The sequence below is a fragment of the Pseudomonas sp. S35 genome, from assembly GCF_009866765.1.
Taxonomy (GTDB): domain Bacteria; phylum Pseudomonadota; class Gammaproteobacteria; order Pseudomonadales; family Pseudomonadaceae; genus Aquipseudomonas.
Genome location: NZ_CP019431.1, coordinates 2,839,642 through 2,855,654 on the forward strand (window position 1 = coordinate 2,839,642; position 16,013 = coordinate 2,855,654).

The 16,013-nt window shown below is 63.0% G+C and carries 11 protein-coding genes; 9 read left to right on the forward strand and 2 right to left on the reverse strand.

Annotated elements, in window-relative coordinates; translation table 11 throughout:
* The first annotated feature begins 42 nt into the window (after positions 1-42).
* Both macA and PspS35_RS12625 read left to right on the forward strand, forming a co-directional pair.
* On the forward strand, positions 43-1,194 hold the full coding sequence (gene macA, locus PspS35_RS12620; RefSeq protein WP_159934916.1) for a macrolide transporter subunit MacA: 1,152 nt from the start codon (positions 43-45) through the stop codon (positions 1,192-1,194).
* A gap of 3 nt (positions 1,195-1,197) precedes the next feature.
* Entirely contained in the window at positions 1,198-3,156 is a 1,959-nt protein-coding gene (locus PspS35_RS12625; RefSeq protein WP_159934918.1) for a MacB family efflux pump subunit, read from the forward strand.
* 56 nt (positions 3,157-3,212) lie between these two features.
* Here the strand turns inward: PspS35_RS12625 and PspS35_RS12630 are convergent, their stop codons facing one another.
* The gene (locus PspS35_RS12630) at positions 3,213-3,881 is read right to left on the reverse strand and encodes a helix-turn-helix transcriptional regulator (protein ID WP_174244805.1); all 669 of its coding nucleotides are present in this window, start codon (positions 3,879-3,881) and stop codon (positions 3,213-3,215) included.
* Between the two features lie 157 nt (positions 3,882-4,038).
* Positions 4,039-5,283 carry a methionine gamma-lyase gene (locus PspS35_RS12635; RefSeq protein WP_159934922.1) on the reverse strand — a complete coding sequence of 415 codons (1,245 nt, stop codon included), beginning with the start codon at positions 5,281-5,283 and terminating at the stop codon, positions 4,039-4,041.
* 124 nt (positions 5,284-5,407) lie between these two features.
* Between PspS35_RS12635 and PspS35_RS12640 the strand changes: the two genes are divergently transcribed.
* From PspS35_RS12640 to uvrA, 7 genes are all read left to right on the forward strand, one after another.
* Entirely contained in the window at positions 5,408-5,878 is a 471-nt protein-coding gene (locus PspS35_RS12640; RefSeq protein WP_159934924.1) for an Lrp/AsnC family transcriptional regulator, read from the forward strand.
* Positions 5,879-5,950: 72 nt separating this feature from the next.
* Positions 5,951-6,568 (forward strand): transcriptional repressor LexA, encoded by a 618-nt coding sequence (gene lexA / locus PspS35_RS12645; RefSeq protein ID WP_159934926.1) that lies wholly within the window; start codon positions 5,951-5,953, stop codon positions 6,566-6,568.
* Positions 6,568-7,182: a translesion DNA synthesis-associated protein ImuA gene (gene imuA / locus PspS35_RS12650; protein ID WP_159934928.1), complete on the forward strand. Its 615-nt coding sequence runs from the start codon at positions 6,568-6,570 to the stop codon at positions 7,180-7,182. The genes lexA and imuA overlap by 1 nt, the downstream gene beginning before the upstream one ends.
* 7 nt (positions 7,183-7,189) lie before the next feature.
* Positions 7,190-8,602, forward strand: a complete 1,413-nt coding sequence (locus PspS35_RS12655) for a DNA polymerase Y family protein (protein WP_159934930.1) — start codon at positions 7,190-7,192, stop codon at positions 8,600-8,602.
* On the forward strand, positions 8,578-11,670 hold the full coding sequence (locus PspS35_RS12660) for an error-prone DNA polymerase (RefSeq protein ID WP_202982129.1): 3,093 nt from the start codon (positions 8,578-8,580) through the stop codon (positions 11,668-11,670). Before PspS35_RS12655 ends, PspS35_RS12660 begins: the two co-directional genes overlap by 25 nt.
* A gap of 91 nt (positions 11,671-11,761) precedes the next feature.
* Positions 11,762-13,462, forward strand: coding sequence for an ATP-binding protein (locus PspS35_RS12665; RefSeq protein ID WP_159934934.1), 1,701 nt, complete (start codon positions 11,762-11,764; stop codon positions 13,460-13,462).
* 8 nt (positions 13,463-13,470) lie between these two features.
* Positions 13,471-15,993: an excinuclease ABC subunit UvrA gene (gene uvrA / locus PspS35_RS12670; protein ID WP_159934936.1), complete on the forward strand. Its 2,523-nt coding sequence runs from the start codon at positions 13,471-13,473 to the stop codon at positions 15,991-15,993.
* The last annotated feature ends 20 nt before the right edge of the window (positions 15,994-16,013 follow it).

Consider the following 16,013-nt stretch of genomic DNA (forward strand, 5'->3'; position numbering starts at 1 on the left):
GCCCCTCCCACATTTTGATCTCCATACATCATATGGTCACCTATGCAAAACTCTAAACTCCGCAAAATCGGCCTATTCAGCGTACTGGCCGTGGCCATCAGCCTGATCATCTACACGGTGCAGGCCCCGGCCGACGCGCCGCTGTACCTCACCGCCAGCGCCGAACGCGGTGATATCGAAAACGCCGTGTTAGCCACCGGCCTGCTCGAAGGCATCAAGCAGGTCGACGTCGGCGCCCAGGTCTCAGGGCAGTTGAAGTCGCTCAAGGTCAAGGTCGGCGACAAGGTCAAGAAGGGCCAGTGGCTGGCCGAGATCGACCCGTTGATCCTGCAAAACACCCTGCGCAAGGCCCAGGTGGACGAAGAAAACCTCCAGGCCCAGCGTCGCGCCACGGCGGCGCAGCTCAAGCAGGCCAAGTCGGTGTATGAGCGCTACAAGGGCTTGCAGGATGACGAATCGGTATCGCGCCAGGATTTCGAAGACGCCGAGTCGACCTTCCAGGTACAGCAAGCCAATCTGTTGGCCCTGGATGCGCAGATCAAAAGCGCGCATATCCAGATCGACACTGCCAAGATCAACCTGGATTACACCCGCATCAATGCACCCATCGACGGCGATGTGGTCGGCATCGTCACCCAGGAAGGCCAGACCGTGATCGCCAGCCAACTGGCGCCGGTACTGCTCAAGCTGGCGGACCTGGACACGATGACAGTCAAGGCCCAAGTGTCGGAGGCGGATGTGATTCATATCAGCCCCGGCCAGCAGGTGTATTTCACCATCCTCGGCGAGGCCGACAAACGCTATTACGCCAAGCTGCGCGGCACCGAGCCGGCGCCGCAGAACTTCCTCGAAACCCAGACCGCCGGCACGCCCAAGCAGAATACGGCGGTGTTCTACAACGCGCTGTTCGATGTGCCCAACCCCGACCATCGCCTGCGCATCGCCATGACCGCCCAGGTGCGCATCGTGCTGGACACTGCCGAGGCCGCGTTGATGGTGCCGGTGGCAGCGCTCGGGGCGCGCAACAAGGATGGCCGTTACGCGCTGCGGGTGCTGGATGCCAAGGGCAAGGCGGTGCCGCGTGAGGTGAAGACCGGTATCAACAACAACGTCAAGGTGCAGATCCTCGAGGGGCTGGCCGAGGGCGATAAGGTGGTGATCGGCGATGCGTCGCCCGCTGTGGCGGGGAATTGACCGATGACCCAGCCACTGTTGGAGCTCAAGGGCATCACCCGCAGTTTCATGGCCGGCGAGCGCGAGTTCATTGCGCTCAAGGGCATCGATTTGACGATTCATGCCGGGGAAATGCTCGCGATTATCGGCGCTTCCGGTTCGGGCAAATCCACCCTGATGAATATCCTCGGCGGCCTGGATTACGCCACCGCCGGCAGTTACACGATCAATGGCATCGAAACCCGTTCATTGGGTGATGAACAACTGGCGGAGCTGCGCCGCGACTACTTCGGGTTCATCTTCCAGCGCTACCACTTGCTGGCGCACCTCAGCGCCTTGCACAACGTGGAGATGCCGGCGATCTATGCCGGCACGCCGCAAACTGCGCGGCACAGTCGCGCGCGGGAGTTGCTTGAGCGCCTGGGCCTGGCCAGCCACACCACGCATCGGCCCAGCCAGCTCTCCGGCGGCCAGCAGCAGCGGGTGAGCATCGCCCGCGCCTTGATGAACGGCGGTGAAGTGATCCTGGCGGACGAACCCACCGGCGCCCTCGACACCCACAGCGGCAAGGAGGTCATGCGCATCCTCGCCGAGCTGCATGCGGCGGGGCACACGGTGATCATTGTCACCCACGACCCCAAGGTGGCGGCCAACGCCCAGCGCATCGTCGAGGTCTGCGACGGCGAGATCATCAGTGACAAGGCCAACGACTGTGTTGGCCTGGACGCGACCAGCGAAGTGCCCATCGAGCCCAGGCGCGCCGGTGCACGGCGCCTGGTGGCGAGCCTGGGGTTGTTCAAGGAAGCGTTCAATATGGCCTGGGTTGCGCTGGTGTCCCATCGCATGCGCACCTTGCTGACCATGCTTGGCATTGTCATCGGCATCACCTCGGTGGTGTCGATTTCGGCCATCGGCGAGGGCGCCAAGCGTTATGTGCTCAAGGACATCCAGGCGATTGGCAGCAACACCATCGACATCTTTTCCGGCACCAGTTTCGGCGACAGCCGCGCCTCGGCCATCGAAACCCTGATGCCGTCGGATGTGGAGGCGTTGAACCAACTGTACTACGTGGACAGCGCCACACCGGTGGTGGGCCGCAACCTGCTGTTGCGCTTTGGCAATATCGACGTGGATGCCCAGGTCAATGGCGTCAGCGACCGCTACTTCAAGGTCAAGGGTTTGAAGCTCGAGGCCGGTATTGCCTTCAGCGAAAGCGATGCACGGCGCCAGGCCCAGGTGGTGGTGATCGACCACAATGCCCGGCACCGCTTGTTCGGGCCTAACGTCGACCCGTTGGGCCAGGTGATCCTGGTGGGCAACCTGCCGTGCACGGTGATCGGCGTGACGGCCGACAATAAAAACATGTTCGCCGCGAGCAAGGCACTCAACGTGTGGGTGCCTTACGAAACGGCGGCGGGGCGCCTGCTGGGCCAGCGTCATCTGGACAGCATCACCGTGCGCATCAAGGACGGCCAGCCGAGCAAAGTGGTGGAAGACAACGTCAACAAGCTCATGCTGCAACGCCACGGCACCAAGGATTTCTTCACCAATAACCTCGACAGCATCATGCAGACGGTGCAAAAGACCAGCCGCTCCCTGGCGTTGTTGTTGTCGTTGATCGCGGTGATTTCATTGCTGGTGGGAGGGATTGGTGTGATGAATATCATGCTGGTGTCGGTCACCGAGCGTACCCGCGAGATCGGTATTCGCATGGCGGTGGGCGCGCGGCAGTCGGATATCCGTCAGCAGTTCCTGGTTGAGGCGGTGATGGTGTGCCTGATCGGCGGGATGATTGGCATCTCGCTGTCGTTTGCCATCGGCTATCTGTTTTCGTTGTTTGTGAAGGAGTGGGAGATGGTGTTTTCGCTGGGCTCGATCATCACGGCGTTTGCCTGTTCGACCATGATCGGCATTGTGTTTGGCTTTGTGCCGGCACGAAATGCGGCGCGGCTGGACCCGATCGAGGCACTGGCCAGGGACTGATTTCTGTTGGCCGGTGACGATCACGTGTGGGAGGGGGCTTGCCCCCTCCCACCGGTTTAGCTGGCGATGTCGTCCGTGGAATACATCCACCGCAACAACGAATGCCGTCCGCTGATCCCCAGTTTGATCGATGCGCGCTTGAGGTAGCTTTCAATCGTGTTGACCTTCAACGCCAACTGCTCGGCCAACTCCGGCGCGGTACGCCCGGCCAGCAGGCCCACGCACACTTCCAACTCGCGGTTGGACAAGGTCAACCCCGATTGCACCAGGCGTTCTTCAATCCGCCGGCGCAGGGTTTCTAAGCCTTGGTTTTCCGGCATCTCCAGATCAGTGTCCTGGCGGCAGGGCTGGATCGCGGCGATGTGTTTTTCCACCATCGGCAGCAACAGCGTGGAAAAGTCCTGCAACATGCTGCGTTCCTGGGGCGAAAAGCTGTCGGACTGGTGCGAGCGGTACACCGACAGCACGTAGCGCACATCATCCTTGCGGCGCGTCAGGTGCAGTTGTGCGGCGGGTTGCGCTTCGCCCAGGGCCGCCACCGAATCGGTGTAGACCGGGCTGATCTTGCGGCGGGTGTGGCCTTCGGGGTTGACGTGCAATTGGGTGATATGGGTGGCGTCCACTGCCAGTTGGGTGAGGATCAGGTCATGCAGCATGCGTGGGAAATGGCGACTGCCGGTGCTGGCGATGACCTTGCCTATATGTGGGAACAGGTGTGAGTTCATCAGTTCGTCCATGAGTGTCGAGTGCAGGGACGTATGCTAGTACAGCCTGGGCACGCCAGGGGGATCCAATGCGGAAAAATCCAGATTAAAAACGCATAACAGTAGTCGGACCCGTCCGACTACCGTTTGTGGGAAAGGATAACGCCGAGCCTAAGCTTTATCTCAGCGGATGGGCGGCCATCACCGCCTGGCGCGGCAAGGCGCGGGTGCATTTGGCCAGGGCTTGGTGCACGTCCGCCAGCAGGTCGGCAACGTCCTCAAGCCCGACCGATAAACGCACCAAACCTTCGCTGATGCCGTGGTGGGCCCTTTCTTCCGGGGTGTAGGTGGAGTGGGTCATGCTCGCAGGGTGCTGGGCCAGTGACTCGGCATCCCCCAGGCTGACGGCGCGGGTAAACAGTTTGAGGGCGTTCATGAAGCGCCGACCGTTGTCGAGCCCGCCCTTGAGTTCGAAGGCAATCATGCCACCGGCCTGGCTCATCTGCCGTGCGGCCAGTTCATATTGTGGGAAAGAACGCAGCCCCGGATATGTCACCCAGGCCACGGCCGGATGTGCCTGCAAGGCTTCAGCCACGGCCTGGGCGTTGCTGCAATGGCGGTCCATGCGCAGGGCCAGGGTCTTGAGGCCGCGCATCAACAGCGCGGCATCCTGGGGCGACATCACCGCGCCGGTCAGGTCCTTGAGGCCTTGCAGGCGAATGCGCTGGGCCAGGGCCTGGTTGCTGACGGCAACGCCGGCGGTGATATCGCCGTGGCCGCTGAGGTATTTGGTGGCCGAGTGCACCACCACATCGGCACCCAGTTCCAGGGGGCGTTGCAGGTAGGGCGTGCAGTACGTGTTGTCGACCACCACGGTCACATTCGGCTGTTGATGGGCAAGGGCGGCCACGGCGGCGATATCCACCAGTTGCAGGGTGGGGTTGGCCGGGGTTTCGCAGTAGATCATGCGGGTGGCGGGGCTGAGCGCTGCTTGCAGGGCGGCAAGGTCGGTGAGGTCGACGTGGCGCACCTTGATGCCGAACTCGCCGATGCCATGATGCAGCAGGGCGAAGGTGCAGCCGTAGAGCGTCTGGCTGACGATCACTTCGTCGCCTGGGCGCAGCAGGGTCCAGAACGTCGCGGCAATCGCGCCCATGCCGGAACTGAATGCCACCGCCGCCTCGCCGTTCTCCAAGGTGGCCATGCGTGACTCCAGCAGCGCCAGGGTCGGGTTGGAAATGCGTGTATAGAAGTAGCCGTTGGCGTCACCGGCAAAACAGGCAGCGCCGTATTCCGCGGTCGGGAAGGCAAACGTGGCCGACAGATAGATCGGCGGTACAAGCGCGCCGTGGTGGTCCTTGGGGTCATAGCCGTGGTGGATGGCGCGGGTGGAAAAGCCGAATGCATTGTGTTTATTGTTCATGTCGGGGCGCTCCTTATTTCCTACAATGCTATGCTCATAACCGCGATTGAAACGTCCAAATTTTGCCGATAAATCCCGTGTGTTGGGATGAAAAAACTCTAAAAACAATGAACAGAGGCAAACCATGCCCGTCACTCTCGACCGTACCGACAAAGCGTTATTGAACGCCCTGCAAGGCAATGCCCGTTTAACCGTGGCCGAATTGGCCGACCGCGTAGCCCTGACCACTTCGCCCTGCTGGCGACGGGTGCGCAACCTGGAGGAGAGCGGGGTGATCAGCGGCTACCAGGCGATCCTCTCGCCCAAGGCACTGGGGTATGGGGTGACGGCGTTTGTCAGCATCATGATGCAGAGCCATACCCAGGAAATCGCCCGGGCATTTGAGCAGCGTTTGTTGGCGATTCCGCAAATCGTGGCGTGCCATAACGTGTCTGGGCGCTATGACTTTTTGCTCGAAGTGGTGGCCAAAGACCTTGAATCGTTTGGGGAGTTTGCACGAGAGGTGTTGCAGGCGCTGCCTTGCGTCAAAGAGATTTATTCGAGCTTTTCGTATAAGTCGGTGAGGCCGTTGCGGGTGATTCCATTGCCTGGATGATGCGGTCTGCCCAGCCTGTAGGCGAGGTCGCCGACTGGTGGCTATTGTCAGAAATTTCCCACAGGAGTACAAATGTACTCCATGACGACTCTCACTCCCCGCCGCACTGCCATCCTGACCTTCATCCGCGAGCGTATCGCGCAGCATGGTCAGTCCCCCAGCCTCGCCGAGATCGCCGAGGCATTTGGCTTTGCCTCGCGCAGCGTCGCGCGTAAACACGTGGTGGCGCTGACCGAGGCCGGCTACATCGAGGTTAACTCCAACCAGGCCCGTGGCATTCGCCTGCTCAACCAAGCCGCACGCCCGCAATGGCTGGATGTGCCGGTACTCGGCCGTGTCGCCGCAGGCCTGCCCATCGGTGCCGACGCCGAAATCCACAGCCGCCTGCAACTGGACCCGGCCACCTTCGCGAAAACCCCGGACTACCTGCTGCGGGTACAGGGCGATTCGATGATCGAAGACGGCATCCTCGACGGCGACCTGGTGGGCGTGCGCCGCAGTGCCGAGGCCTTGAACGGGCAGATCGTGGTGGCGCGCCTGGACGGTGAAGTCACCATCAAACGCTTTGAGCACAATGGCGACAGCGTGCGCCTGCTGCCGCGTAACCCTGCGTATCAACCCATTGTGGTGGGCCCCGACCAGGACCTGGCCATCGAAGGGGTGTTTTGCGGCTTGGTGAGGCAAGGCTGATGGGCGCCGTCGTTGCCCTGGACGCGCTGTTCAATGGCGGGCGCGTGTGGAAAGGCCGGCCCGTCGCGCCGCCGGCCAGTGTGCATCCCACCGGGCTGGCAGCGCTGGATGCGGTGCTGCCCAGCGGTGGCTGGCCGGAGTCGGCCTTGAGTGAAATCCTGATGGCCAGGGAAGGGATCGGTGAGCTGCAACTGGTGCTGCCGACCTTGGCGCGCTTGTCGGCATTGGGGGAGCGCATTGTGCTGGTCGCGCCGCCTTATACGCCGTACCCCCATGCGTGGCAGAACGCCGGGGTGGATGTGCGCCAGTTGTCGGTGATTCACGCCGAGGCACGCGATGCGTTGTGGGCGGTGGAGCAGTGCCTGCGTTCTGGCAGTTGCGGTGCCGTATTGTGCTGGCCGCGCCAGGCCGATGACCGGGCGCTGCGGCGCTTGCAAGTGGCGGCGGAAACCGGCCAGACCCTGGCGTTTGCCTGGCGTGCCTTGAGCGAGGCGGTCAACTCATCGCCCGCAGCCCTGCGCCTGGCGGTCGAGGCCAAGCCCGCGCAAGTGCGGGTGCTCAAGTGTCGCGGCGGCTTGGCTCACCCCGCGCCGATTGCGCTGGCCGGGTCCTGAGGTTGGCATGCGCTGGGTGTGTATTGTCTTCCCGCAATTGGCGCTGGACGGGGTGCAGCGTGTGCACCCCGAGCCCGACCAACCCCTCGTGTTGCTGGCCGGCACGCCGCAGCGGCGCGTGCTGCAAACCGTCAACGACGCCGCGCGCGCCTTGGGTCTGCGCCCAGGCCTTTCGCTGACGGCGGCCCATGCCCTGGCCAAGACCTTTGCCAGCGCCGAATACGACCCCGCCGAGATCGAGCGCGGGCAGCAGTTTCTGGCGGCCTGGGCCTATAAGTTCAGTTCCCAGGTGAGCCTGTATTACCCGCGCACCTTGCTGTTTGAAATCGAGTCGAGCCTCGGGCTGTTCGGGCCTTGGCCGCAGTTTGAAGCGCGCTTGCGCAAGGAATTGGCCGAGCTGGGCTTTCGCCACCGGATCGTCGCCGCGCCCAACCCGGCGGCGGCGCGGGTGCTGGCCAATCTCTACGATGGCCTGGCCGTAGAGGATCACACCTTGATGCAGGCCTTGGCCGCGCTGCCCATCGACCGCGCCGGCCTTGAGCCTCAGGCGGCTATCGCGTTATCCCGCATGGGCCTGCGCACCTTGGCCCAGGTGCAGGCATTGCCCCGGCACACCTTGGCGCGGCGCTTTGATGCCAGCCTGCTCAAGCACCTGGATACGTTGGTCGGGCAGCGCCCACTGGCCCTGGGGTTTTACCAGCCGCCAGACCAGTTCGATGTGCGTATCGAACTGAATTTCGACGTGCAATCGCACCAGGCGCTGCTGTTTCCGCTACGGCGTTTGACCGGTGATTTAGCTGCCTTCCTGTGTGGCCGTGACAGTGGCGTGCAGCGTTTTGACCTGCACCTGGAACATGCGCAGTTGCCCGACAGTGTGATCAAGGTTGGCCTGCTCAGCTCCGAGCGCGAGCCGGCGATGCTGTTCGAACTCGCCCGTGGGCGCCTGGAGCAGGTGCAAGTCACCGCGCCGGTGCGCGGCTTTCGCCTGGTGGCCCAGGACCTGCCGGTGTTTGTGCCGCAGCGCCAGGACCTGTTCGACGACCGCCCGCAACAAACCCTGCCCTGGGAGCAACTGCGCGAACGCCTGCGCGCACGCCTGGGGGATGAGGCGGTGCAGGGCCTGCGCTTTCATGCCGATCACCGCCCCGAGTGCGCCTGGCAAGCCACGGCCGACAGTCGCGTGTGCCCGAGTTTGAACAAGGTGCAACGCCCCGGCTGGCTGCTCAGCGAACCCACCTTGCTGGCCGAGCAGGGCGTGCAGATCCTCATGGGCCCGGAACGCATTGAGTCTGGCTGGTGGGACGGCGCCGATGTCCGCCGCGATTATTACTTGATCCAGACTCGCGCCGGCCAGCAAGGCTGGGCATACCGTAGCGTGGGGCAGGGCGATGGCTTGTGGCTGCAAGGCTGGTTTGCATGAACTACGCCGAGCTGCATTGCCTGTCCAATTTCAGTTTCCAGCGCGGCGCGTCCAGTGCGCTGGAGTTGTTCGAACGGGCCAAGCGCCAGGGCTACAGCGCGCTGGCGATCACCGATGAATGCACCTTGTCCGGGATCGTGCGTGCCTGGCAGGCGGCGAAGGCGGTGGAACTGGCGCTGATTATCGGCAGCGAAGTGCGCATCGAAAACGGCCCGAAACTGGTGCTGCTGGTGCAAGACCTCAGCGGTTACCAGCACCTGTGTCGGCTGATTACCCTGGCCCGACGGCGTGCCGAAAAAGGCCATTACCGCCTGCTGCACGAAGACTTCGATCAGCCTCTCAGTGGTCTGCTGGCGCTATGGGTCGCCGACGACAGTGACACCCAGGCCTCGATCCAATGGCTGCATCGCACCTTCGCCGAACGCCTGTGGCTGGCGGTGCAACTGCATTGCGGCCAGGACGATGGGCGTCATCTGCAGCAGCGTCTGCAGTTGGCGGCCAGCCTGAATATCCCGGCAGTGGCCTGCGGCGATGTGCATATGCACGCGCGCGGCCGCCGCGCCCTGCAAGACACCATGACTGCCATCCGCCATCACGTACCGGTGGCCGAAGCCGGTACGCGCCTGCATCCCAACGGCGAGCGGCACCTGCGCAGCCTTGATGCCTTGAGTGCGCTGTACCCCCAAGCCTTGCTTGACGAAACCCTGAGCATTGCGCGCCGCTGCACCTTCGATCTCGGCCAATTGCGTTATCACTACCCACGCGAGCTGGTGCCTGAGGGGCATGACGCCGGTTCCTGGCTGCGCGCCGTCACCGAAGAAGGCATTGCCCAGCGTTGGCCCGAAGGTATCGACGCCCAGACCTTGCGGCAGATCAATCACGAGCTGGCATTGATCAGCAAACTGGGTTACGAAAGCTACTTCCTCACCGTGCATGACATCGTGCGTTTCGCCCGCAGCCGTTCGATCCTGTGCCAGGGCCGTGGTTCGGCGGCCAACTCGGCGGTGTGTTTTGCCTTGGGCATCACCGAGATCAACCCGAGCCTGACGAATATGCTGTTCGAGCGCTTCCTGTCAGAGGAGCGCAACGAGCCGCCGGATATCGACGTGGACTTCGAGCACGAACGCCGCGAAGAAGTGCTGCAATACGTGTTCCAGCGCTACGGTCGCACCCGTGCGGCGCTGACGGCGGTGGTCAGCAGTTACCACGCGGCTGGCGCAGTCCGTGACGTGGCCAAGGCCCTCGGGTTGCCGCCGGACCAGATCAACGCCCTGGCCGACTGCTGTGGGCGCTGGAGTGATGATGCGCCGCCGCTGGAACGTCTGCGCGAAGGCGGCTTCGACCCGGACAGCCCACTCCTGCGCCGTGTGCTCACGCTCACCCAGCAACTGATCGGCTTTCCCCGGCACCTGTCCCAGCACCCCGGCGGTTTCGTGATTTCAGAATACCCGCTGGACACCCTGGTGCCGGTGGAAAACGCGGCGATGGCCGAGCGCACCATCATCCAGTGGGACAAGGATGATCTGGATGCCGTGGGCCTGCTCAAGGTCGATATCCTCGCCTTGGGCATGCTCAGCGCGATTCGTCGCTGCTTTGACCTGCTGCGTCGCCATCGCAACCTTGACCTGGCCCTGGCGACGATCCCGAAGGAAGACCCGGCCACCTACGCGATGATCAGCAAGGCCGACACCATCGGCGTGTTCCAGATCGAGTCGCGGGCGCAGATGTCGATGTTGCCCCGGCTCAAGCCACAGACTTTTTATGACCTGGTGATTGAGGTGGCGATCGTGCGCCCCGGGCCGATCCAGGGCGGCATGGTGCATCCGTATCTACGGCGTCGGAACAAAGAGGAAGAGGAAACCTACCCCTCGCAACAGTTGAAAGCCGTACTGAAGCGCACCTTGGGCATCCCGCTGTTCCAGGAACAAGTGATGCAGATCGCTATGGTCGCTGCCGACTACAGCCCTGGCGAGGCCGACCAGTTGCGCCGTTCCATGGCCGCCTGGAAACGTCACGGCGGCCTGGAGCCCCATCAGGAACGCCTGCGCACCGGCATGCTCAAGAATGGCTACACCGAGGCCTTTGCCGCGCAGATTTTCGAGCAGATCAAGGGCTTTGGCAGCTATGGCTTCCCGGAGTCCCATGCGGCCAGCTTTGCCTTGCTGACCTACGCCAGTTGCTGGCTTAAATGCCACGAACCGGCGGCGTTCGCCTGTGCGTTGATCAACAGCTGGCCTATGGGTTTCTACAGCCCGGACCAGATCCTGCAGGACGCGCGGCGCCATCGTTTGCAGATACGCCCGGTGGATGTGCGGGCCAGCGACTGGGATTGCAGCCTGGAGCCTATCGATGGCCAGCAACCGGCGATCCGCATGGGCCTGCGCATGATTGCCGGGTTTCGTGAAGAGGATGGACGGCGCATTGAAGCTGCGCGCCAACGCCGGCAATTCAGCGATATTGCCGACCTGGACGAACGTGCGGGGCTGGATGCCCGCGCCCAGGCCTTGTTGGCCGATGCAGGCGCCTTGCGCACCCTGGCCGGTAACCGGCACCAGGCGCGCTGGGACGTGGCCGGGGTGCACAAACAACTGGGGCTGTTTGCCGGCTTGCCCAGCCCCGACGAAGCCGTGGTGGCGTTGCCCAAACCCACGGTCGGCGAGGACCTGCAGGCCGATTACGCCACAATCGGCACCACCCTTGGCCCGCATCCGCTGGCGTTGTTGCGCGATGAGTTGCGCAAGCGGCGCTGTCGCAGTTCCCGCGAGCTGATGGCGGTGGAGCATGGGCGCAATGTGAGTGTCGCGGGGTTGGTCACGGGGCGCCAGCGTCCGGGCACGGCCAGCGGCGTGACCTTTGTCACCCTGGAAGACGAATTCGGCAACCTCAATGTGGTGGTCTGGCGCGACTTGGCCGAACGTCAGCGCCAGGCGTTGGTGGGCTCGCGCCTGCTCAAGGTGGACGGGCGCTGGGAGGCGGTGGGCGAAGTACGGCACCTGATCGCGGGGCGGCTCACCGACCTCTCGCCGTTGCTGGATGGCATGCAGGTGCGCAGCCGGGATTTTCACTGAGGCCCACCCAAATTTATACCAGATGAAACCATCCGCGCCGTGTAAGCTCAAAAAATGGCGACTGTCCTCTCTATTTGCACTGAGCCGAACGATGCAATTTCTATCCAACCCCCATGGCTGTGACGGTTGGGCCGGTGAAATGGCCCAGCGTATTCGCGCATTCGATTGGTCGACCACTGACCTCGGTCCCATTGATCAGTGGTCCACCAGCCTGGCCTGTACCGTGCAGATGCTGCTGGCATCACCGGTGCCGATGGTGATGCTGTGGGGGCGTGCCGGCTACATGATCTACAACGACAGTTACTCGGTGTTTGCCGGTGGCCGCCATCCTTACCTATTGGGCACGCCTGTGGAGCTGGGCTGGCCGGAAGTGGCAGATTTCAACCGGCATGTGGTGGACACCTGCCTGGCCGGCGGCACCTTGTCGTTCAACAACAAAGACCTGGTGTTGCTGCGCAACGGCCGGCCGGAAACCGTGTGGCTGGACCTCTATTACAGCCCCGTCGCTGGCGACAACCAGCAACCGGCCGGGGTGCTGGCGATTGTGGTGGAGACCACCGAACTGGTGAAGTCCGAGCAGGTGCGCCAGGAACTGACGCACAATCTCGAACAGCGCGTAGCTGCCGAAGTACAGGCGCGCTCAGCCGCCGAAGACCAGTTGCGCCAGTCGCAGAAGCTGGAAGCCATCGGCGGCCTGACCGGTGGCGTGGCCCACGACTTCAATAACCTGCTGCAAGTGATCGCCGGCAACCTGCATTTGCTGGCTCGTCATGAGCCGGACAACCCCCAGGTGCAGCGCCGTGTCAGCGCGGCCATTGCGGCGGTGGAGCGAGGGGCCAAGCTGTCGGCGCAACTGCTGGCCTTTGCCCGGCGTCAGCCGTTGTCGCCGGCGGTGTACAACCCGCAACGCATCTATGCCGGCCTTGGCGAGCTGCTGCAGCGTGCGCTGGGTGAAACCATTCATATCGACGTGCAGTTGCCCCAGGATTCCTGGCACATCAACGTCGACCGCAACCAATTGGAAAATGCCCTGCTCAACCTGGCGATCAATGCCCGCGATGCCATGAAAGGCGAAGGGGTGATCTGCATCAGCGGTGAAAACATCATCCTCAACCCCGGCGATTGCATCGGCAAAAGCATCAGCCCCGGCGAATATGTGCGCCTGGCGGTGACCGATACCGGCGTGGGCATGCCGCCGGCGATCCAGGCCAAGGTGTTCGAACCGTTCTTTACCACCAAGCGCGACGGCCACGGCACCGGCCTGGGCTTGAGCATGGTGTTCGGTTTTGTGCGTCAAAGCGGCGGGCATGTCGACGTCAGCAGCAAAGAGGGCCAGGGCACTGTGGTGCAGTTGTACTTCCCGCGCAGCCTGGGCGAGGAATGCCTTGAGGCGTCCCCCGAGCCCGTCGCCTCCTTGGGCGGCCAGGAAACCATCCTGGTGGTCGAAGACAATGAAGGCGTGCGCCTGACCGTGGTGGATGTGCTCGAACAGTCAGGCTATACGGTAATCACCGCCGAAGATGGCGACCAGGCCATGTTGAAACTCAACGCCGGCCTGCAACCCGAGCTGATTTTTACCGACGTGGTCATGCCCGGCCGGTTTAAAAGCACTGACCTGGCGGCCTGGGCTCGCGCACAAACCCCTCCGGTGCCGGTGCTGTTCACCTCCGGCCACACCCGCGACATCCTCTCCAGCAACCACCTGCTGAGCCCCGACATTCATCTGCTGAGCAAGCCCTACAGCCCCGAAGCCCTGACGCTACGGGTGCGCAGTGTGCTCACCGCACGATAAGGTTGACCATGACTTCACAGCGCAACATCCCTGCGATCACTGCCCAGCGCCCAGGTTTTGTCCGGGTGCGCGGCGCCCGCGAGCACAACTTGCAAAACGTCGACGTGGATATCCCTCGGGATGCCCTGGTGGTGTTTACCGGTGTGTCGGGTTCGGGCAAGTCGTCACTGGCGTTTTCCACGGTGTATGCCGAGGCCCAGCGGCGTTATTTCGAGTCGGTGGCACCGTATGCGCGCCGCTTGATCGATCAGGTGGGTGTGCCGGATGTGGACAGCATCGAAGGCCTGCCGCCCGCCGTGGCCCTGCAACAGCAGCGCGGCACGCCGAGTGCGCGGTCGTCGGTGGGCAGCGTCACCACCTTGTCGAGCCTGATTCGCATGCTTTACTCACGCGCCGGTAGCTACCCGGCGGGGCAGGCAATGTTGTATGCCGAGGACTTTTCACCGAACCTGCCCCAGGGCGCGTGCCCCCAGTGTCATGGCCTGGGGCGCGTGTATGAAGTGACCGAGGCGCTGATGGTGCCCGACCCCTCGCTGACCATTCGCCAGCGCGCAGTGGCGTCTTGGCCGTTGGCGTGGCAAGGCCAGAACCTGCGCGACATCCTCGTGACCCTGGGCTATGACGTGGACATCCCGTGGCGCGATCTGCCCAAAAAGCAGCGCGACTGGATCCTCTTTACCGAAGAAACCCCCACCGTCCCGGTGTATGCCGGTTTCACCCCTGAACAAACCCGCGAAGCGTTGAAACGCAAGCTGGAGCCGAGTTACCAGGGCACCTTCAGCGGCGCGCGGCGCTATATCTTGCACACCTTCAGCCACACCCAAAGTGCTCTGATGAAAAAGCGCGTCGCGCAGTTCATGCAGGGCAGTGCCTGCCCGTTGTGCGACGGTAAACGACTGACCCAGGCGGCGTTGTCGGTGAAGTTTGCCGGGGTCGACATCGGCGAGTTGTCCCAGCTGTCGTTGACACAATTGGCCGCGCTGCTGCGGCCGGTGGCAGCGGGTCAGGACAGGATGAAACTGTCCGTGGAAAAACGCCTGGCGGCGCAGCGCATCGCCCAGGATTTGTTGGAGCGAGTCAGTACCTTGACCGAGCTGGGGTTGGGTTATCTGTCCCTGGAACGCAGCACGCCGACCTTGTCCTCCGGGGAGTTGCAACGTTTGCGCCTGGCCACCCAATTGGGTTCGCAACTGTTTGGGGTGATCTATGTGCTGGATGAGCCGTCGGCGGGTTTGCACCCGGCGGATGGCGAGGCGCTGTTCACCGCGCTGGAGCGCTTGAAGGCAGCGGGCAATTCGTTATTTGTGGTGGAACATGACCTGCAAACCATGCGCCGCGCCGATTGGTTGATCGATGTAGGCCCGGCCGCCGGTGAGCATGGTGGGCAAGTGCTGTACAGCGGGCCGCCTGCAGGGTTGGCTGACGTACAGGCGTCGCAGACCCGCGAGTATTTGTTTGCCGAGCAGCGCCCCTCGAACCCGCCGCGCCGCGAGCCCAGCGGCTGGTTGAAGCTGGAAGGCGTAACACGCAATAACCTCAACGATCTGAACGTGGATTTCCCCTTGGGGTGCTTCACCGCCGTGACCGGTATTTCCGGCTCGGGCAAGTCCAGCCTGGTCAGCCAGGCACTGTTGGAATTGGTGGGCAGCGGCCTCGGGCGCGTGGTGGAAAACGACGAAGAACCAAACCTGGAAGATGACGCGCCGTACACCAGCGGTGGGCGCATCAGCGCGGGGCTGGAGCACATCCGCCGGCTGGTGCAGGTGGACCAGAAACCCATCGGCCGCACCCCGCGCTCCAACCTGGCAACCTATACCGGGCTATTTGACAACGTACGCAAACTGTTCGCCGCCACGCCCGCGGCGCAGAAGCGCCAGTACGATGCGGGCCAGTTCTCCTTCAACGTCGCCAAAGGCCGTTGCACGAACTGCGAGGGCGAGGGCTTTGTCAGCGTCGAGTTGCTGTTTATGCCGAGCGTGTATGCACCATGTCCGACCTGTCATGGCGCACGTTACAACCCCGAAACGCTGGCCATCCAATGGCAGGGCTTGAGCATCGCGCAGGTACTGGGGTTGACCGTCGAACAGGCCGTCGAGGTCTTTGCCGAGCAGCCAGCAGTGTTGCGCTCGTTGCAGGTGCTGCGGGATATCGGACTGGGTTACTTGCGGCTGGGCCAGCCGGCGACTGAACTGTCCGGTGGTGAGGCGCAGCGCATCAAGTTGGCCACCGAGCTGCAACGCAACGCTCGTGGCGCAACCTTGTATGTGCTGGATGAACCGACCACAGGCTTGCACCCAAAGGACGTGGATCGCCTGCTCAGCCAGCTCAATCACTTGGTGGATGCGGGGCACACGGTGGTGGTGGTGGTCGAGCATGAAATGCGCGTGGTAGCCCAGAGTGACTGGGTGATCGATATCGGGCCTGGGGCAGGGGATTTGGGCGGGCAGGTGGTGGCCAGTGGTACGCCGCAGAAAGTTGCCAAGAGCAAGAAAAGCCGGACCGCGCCATTCCTCGCCCGAGAGCTGATTTAACAGCCCAAGAGGTCCAAATG

Excerpts from the sequence above, each read along its gene's own strand:
- uvrA (WP_159934936.1), top strand. The coding sequence starts at position 13,471 with ATGACTTCACAGCGCAACATCCCTGCGATCACTGCCCAGCGCCCAGGT.
- lexA (WP_159934926.1), top strand. The coding sequence starts at position 5,951 with ATGTACTCCATGACGACTCTCACTCCCCGCCGCACTGCCATCCTGACC.
- PspS35_RS12640 (WP_159934924.1), top strand. The coding sequence starts at position 5,408 with ATGCCCGTCACTCTCGACCGTACCGACAAAGCGTTATTGAACGCCCTG.
- imuA (WP_159934928.1), top strand. The coding sequence starts at position 6,568 with ATGGGCGCCGTCGTTGCCCTGGACGCGCTGTTCAATGGCGGGCGCGTG.
- PspS35_RS12625 (WP_159934918.1), top strand. The coding sequence starts at position 1,198 with ATGACCCAGCCACTGTTGGAGCTCAAGGGCATCACCCGCAGTTTCATG.
- PspS35_RS12665 (WP_159934934.1), top strand. The coding sequence starts at position 11,762 with ATGCAATTTCTATCCAACCCCCATGGCTGTGACGGTTGGGCCGGTGAA.
- PspS35_RS12655 (WP_159934930.1), top strand. The coding sequence starts at position 7,190 with ATGCGCTGGGTGTGTATTGTCTTCCCGCAATTGGCGCTGGACGGGGTG.
- macA (WP_159934916.1), top strand. The coding sequence starts at position 43 with ATGCAAAACTCTAAACTCCGCAAAATCGGCCTATTCAGCGTACTGGCC.
- PspS35_RS12630 (WP_174244805.1), bottom strand. The coding sequence starts at position 3,881 with ATGAACTCACACCTGTTCCCACATATAGGCAAGGTCATCGCCAGCACC.
- PspS35_RS12635 (WP_159934922.1), bottom strand. The coding sequence starts at position 5,283 with ATGAACAATAAACACAATGCATTCGGCTTTTCCACCCGCGCCATCCAC.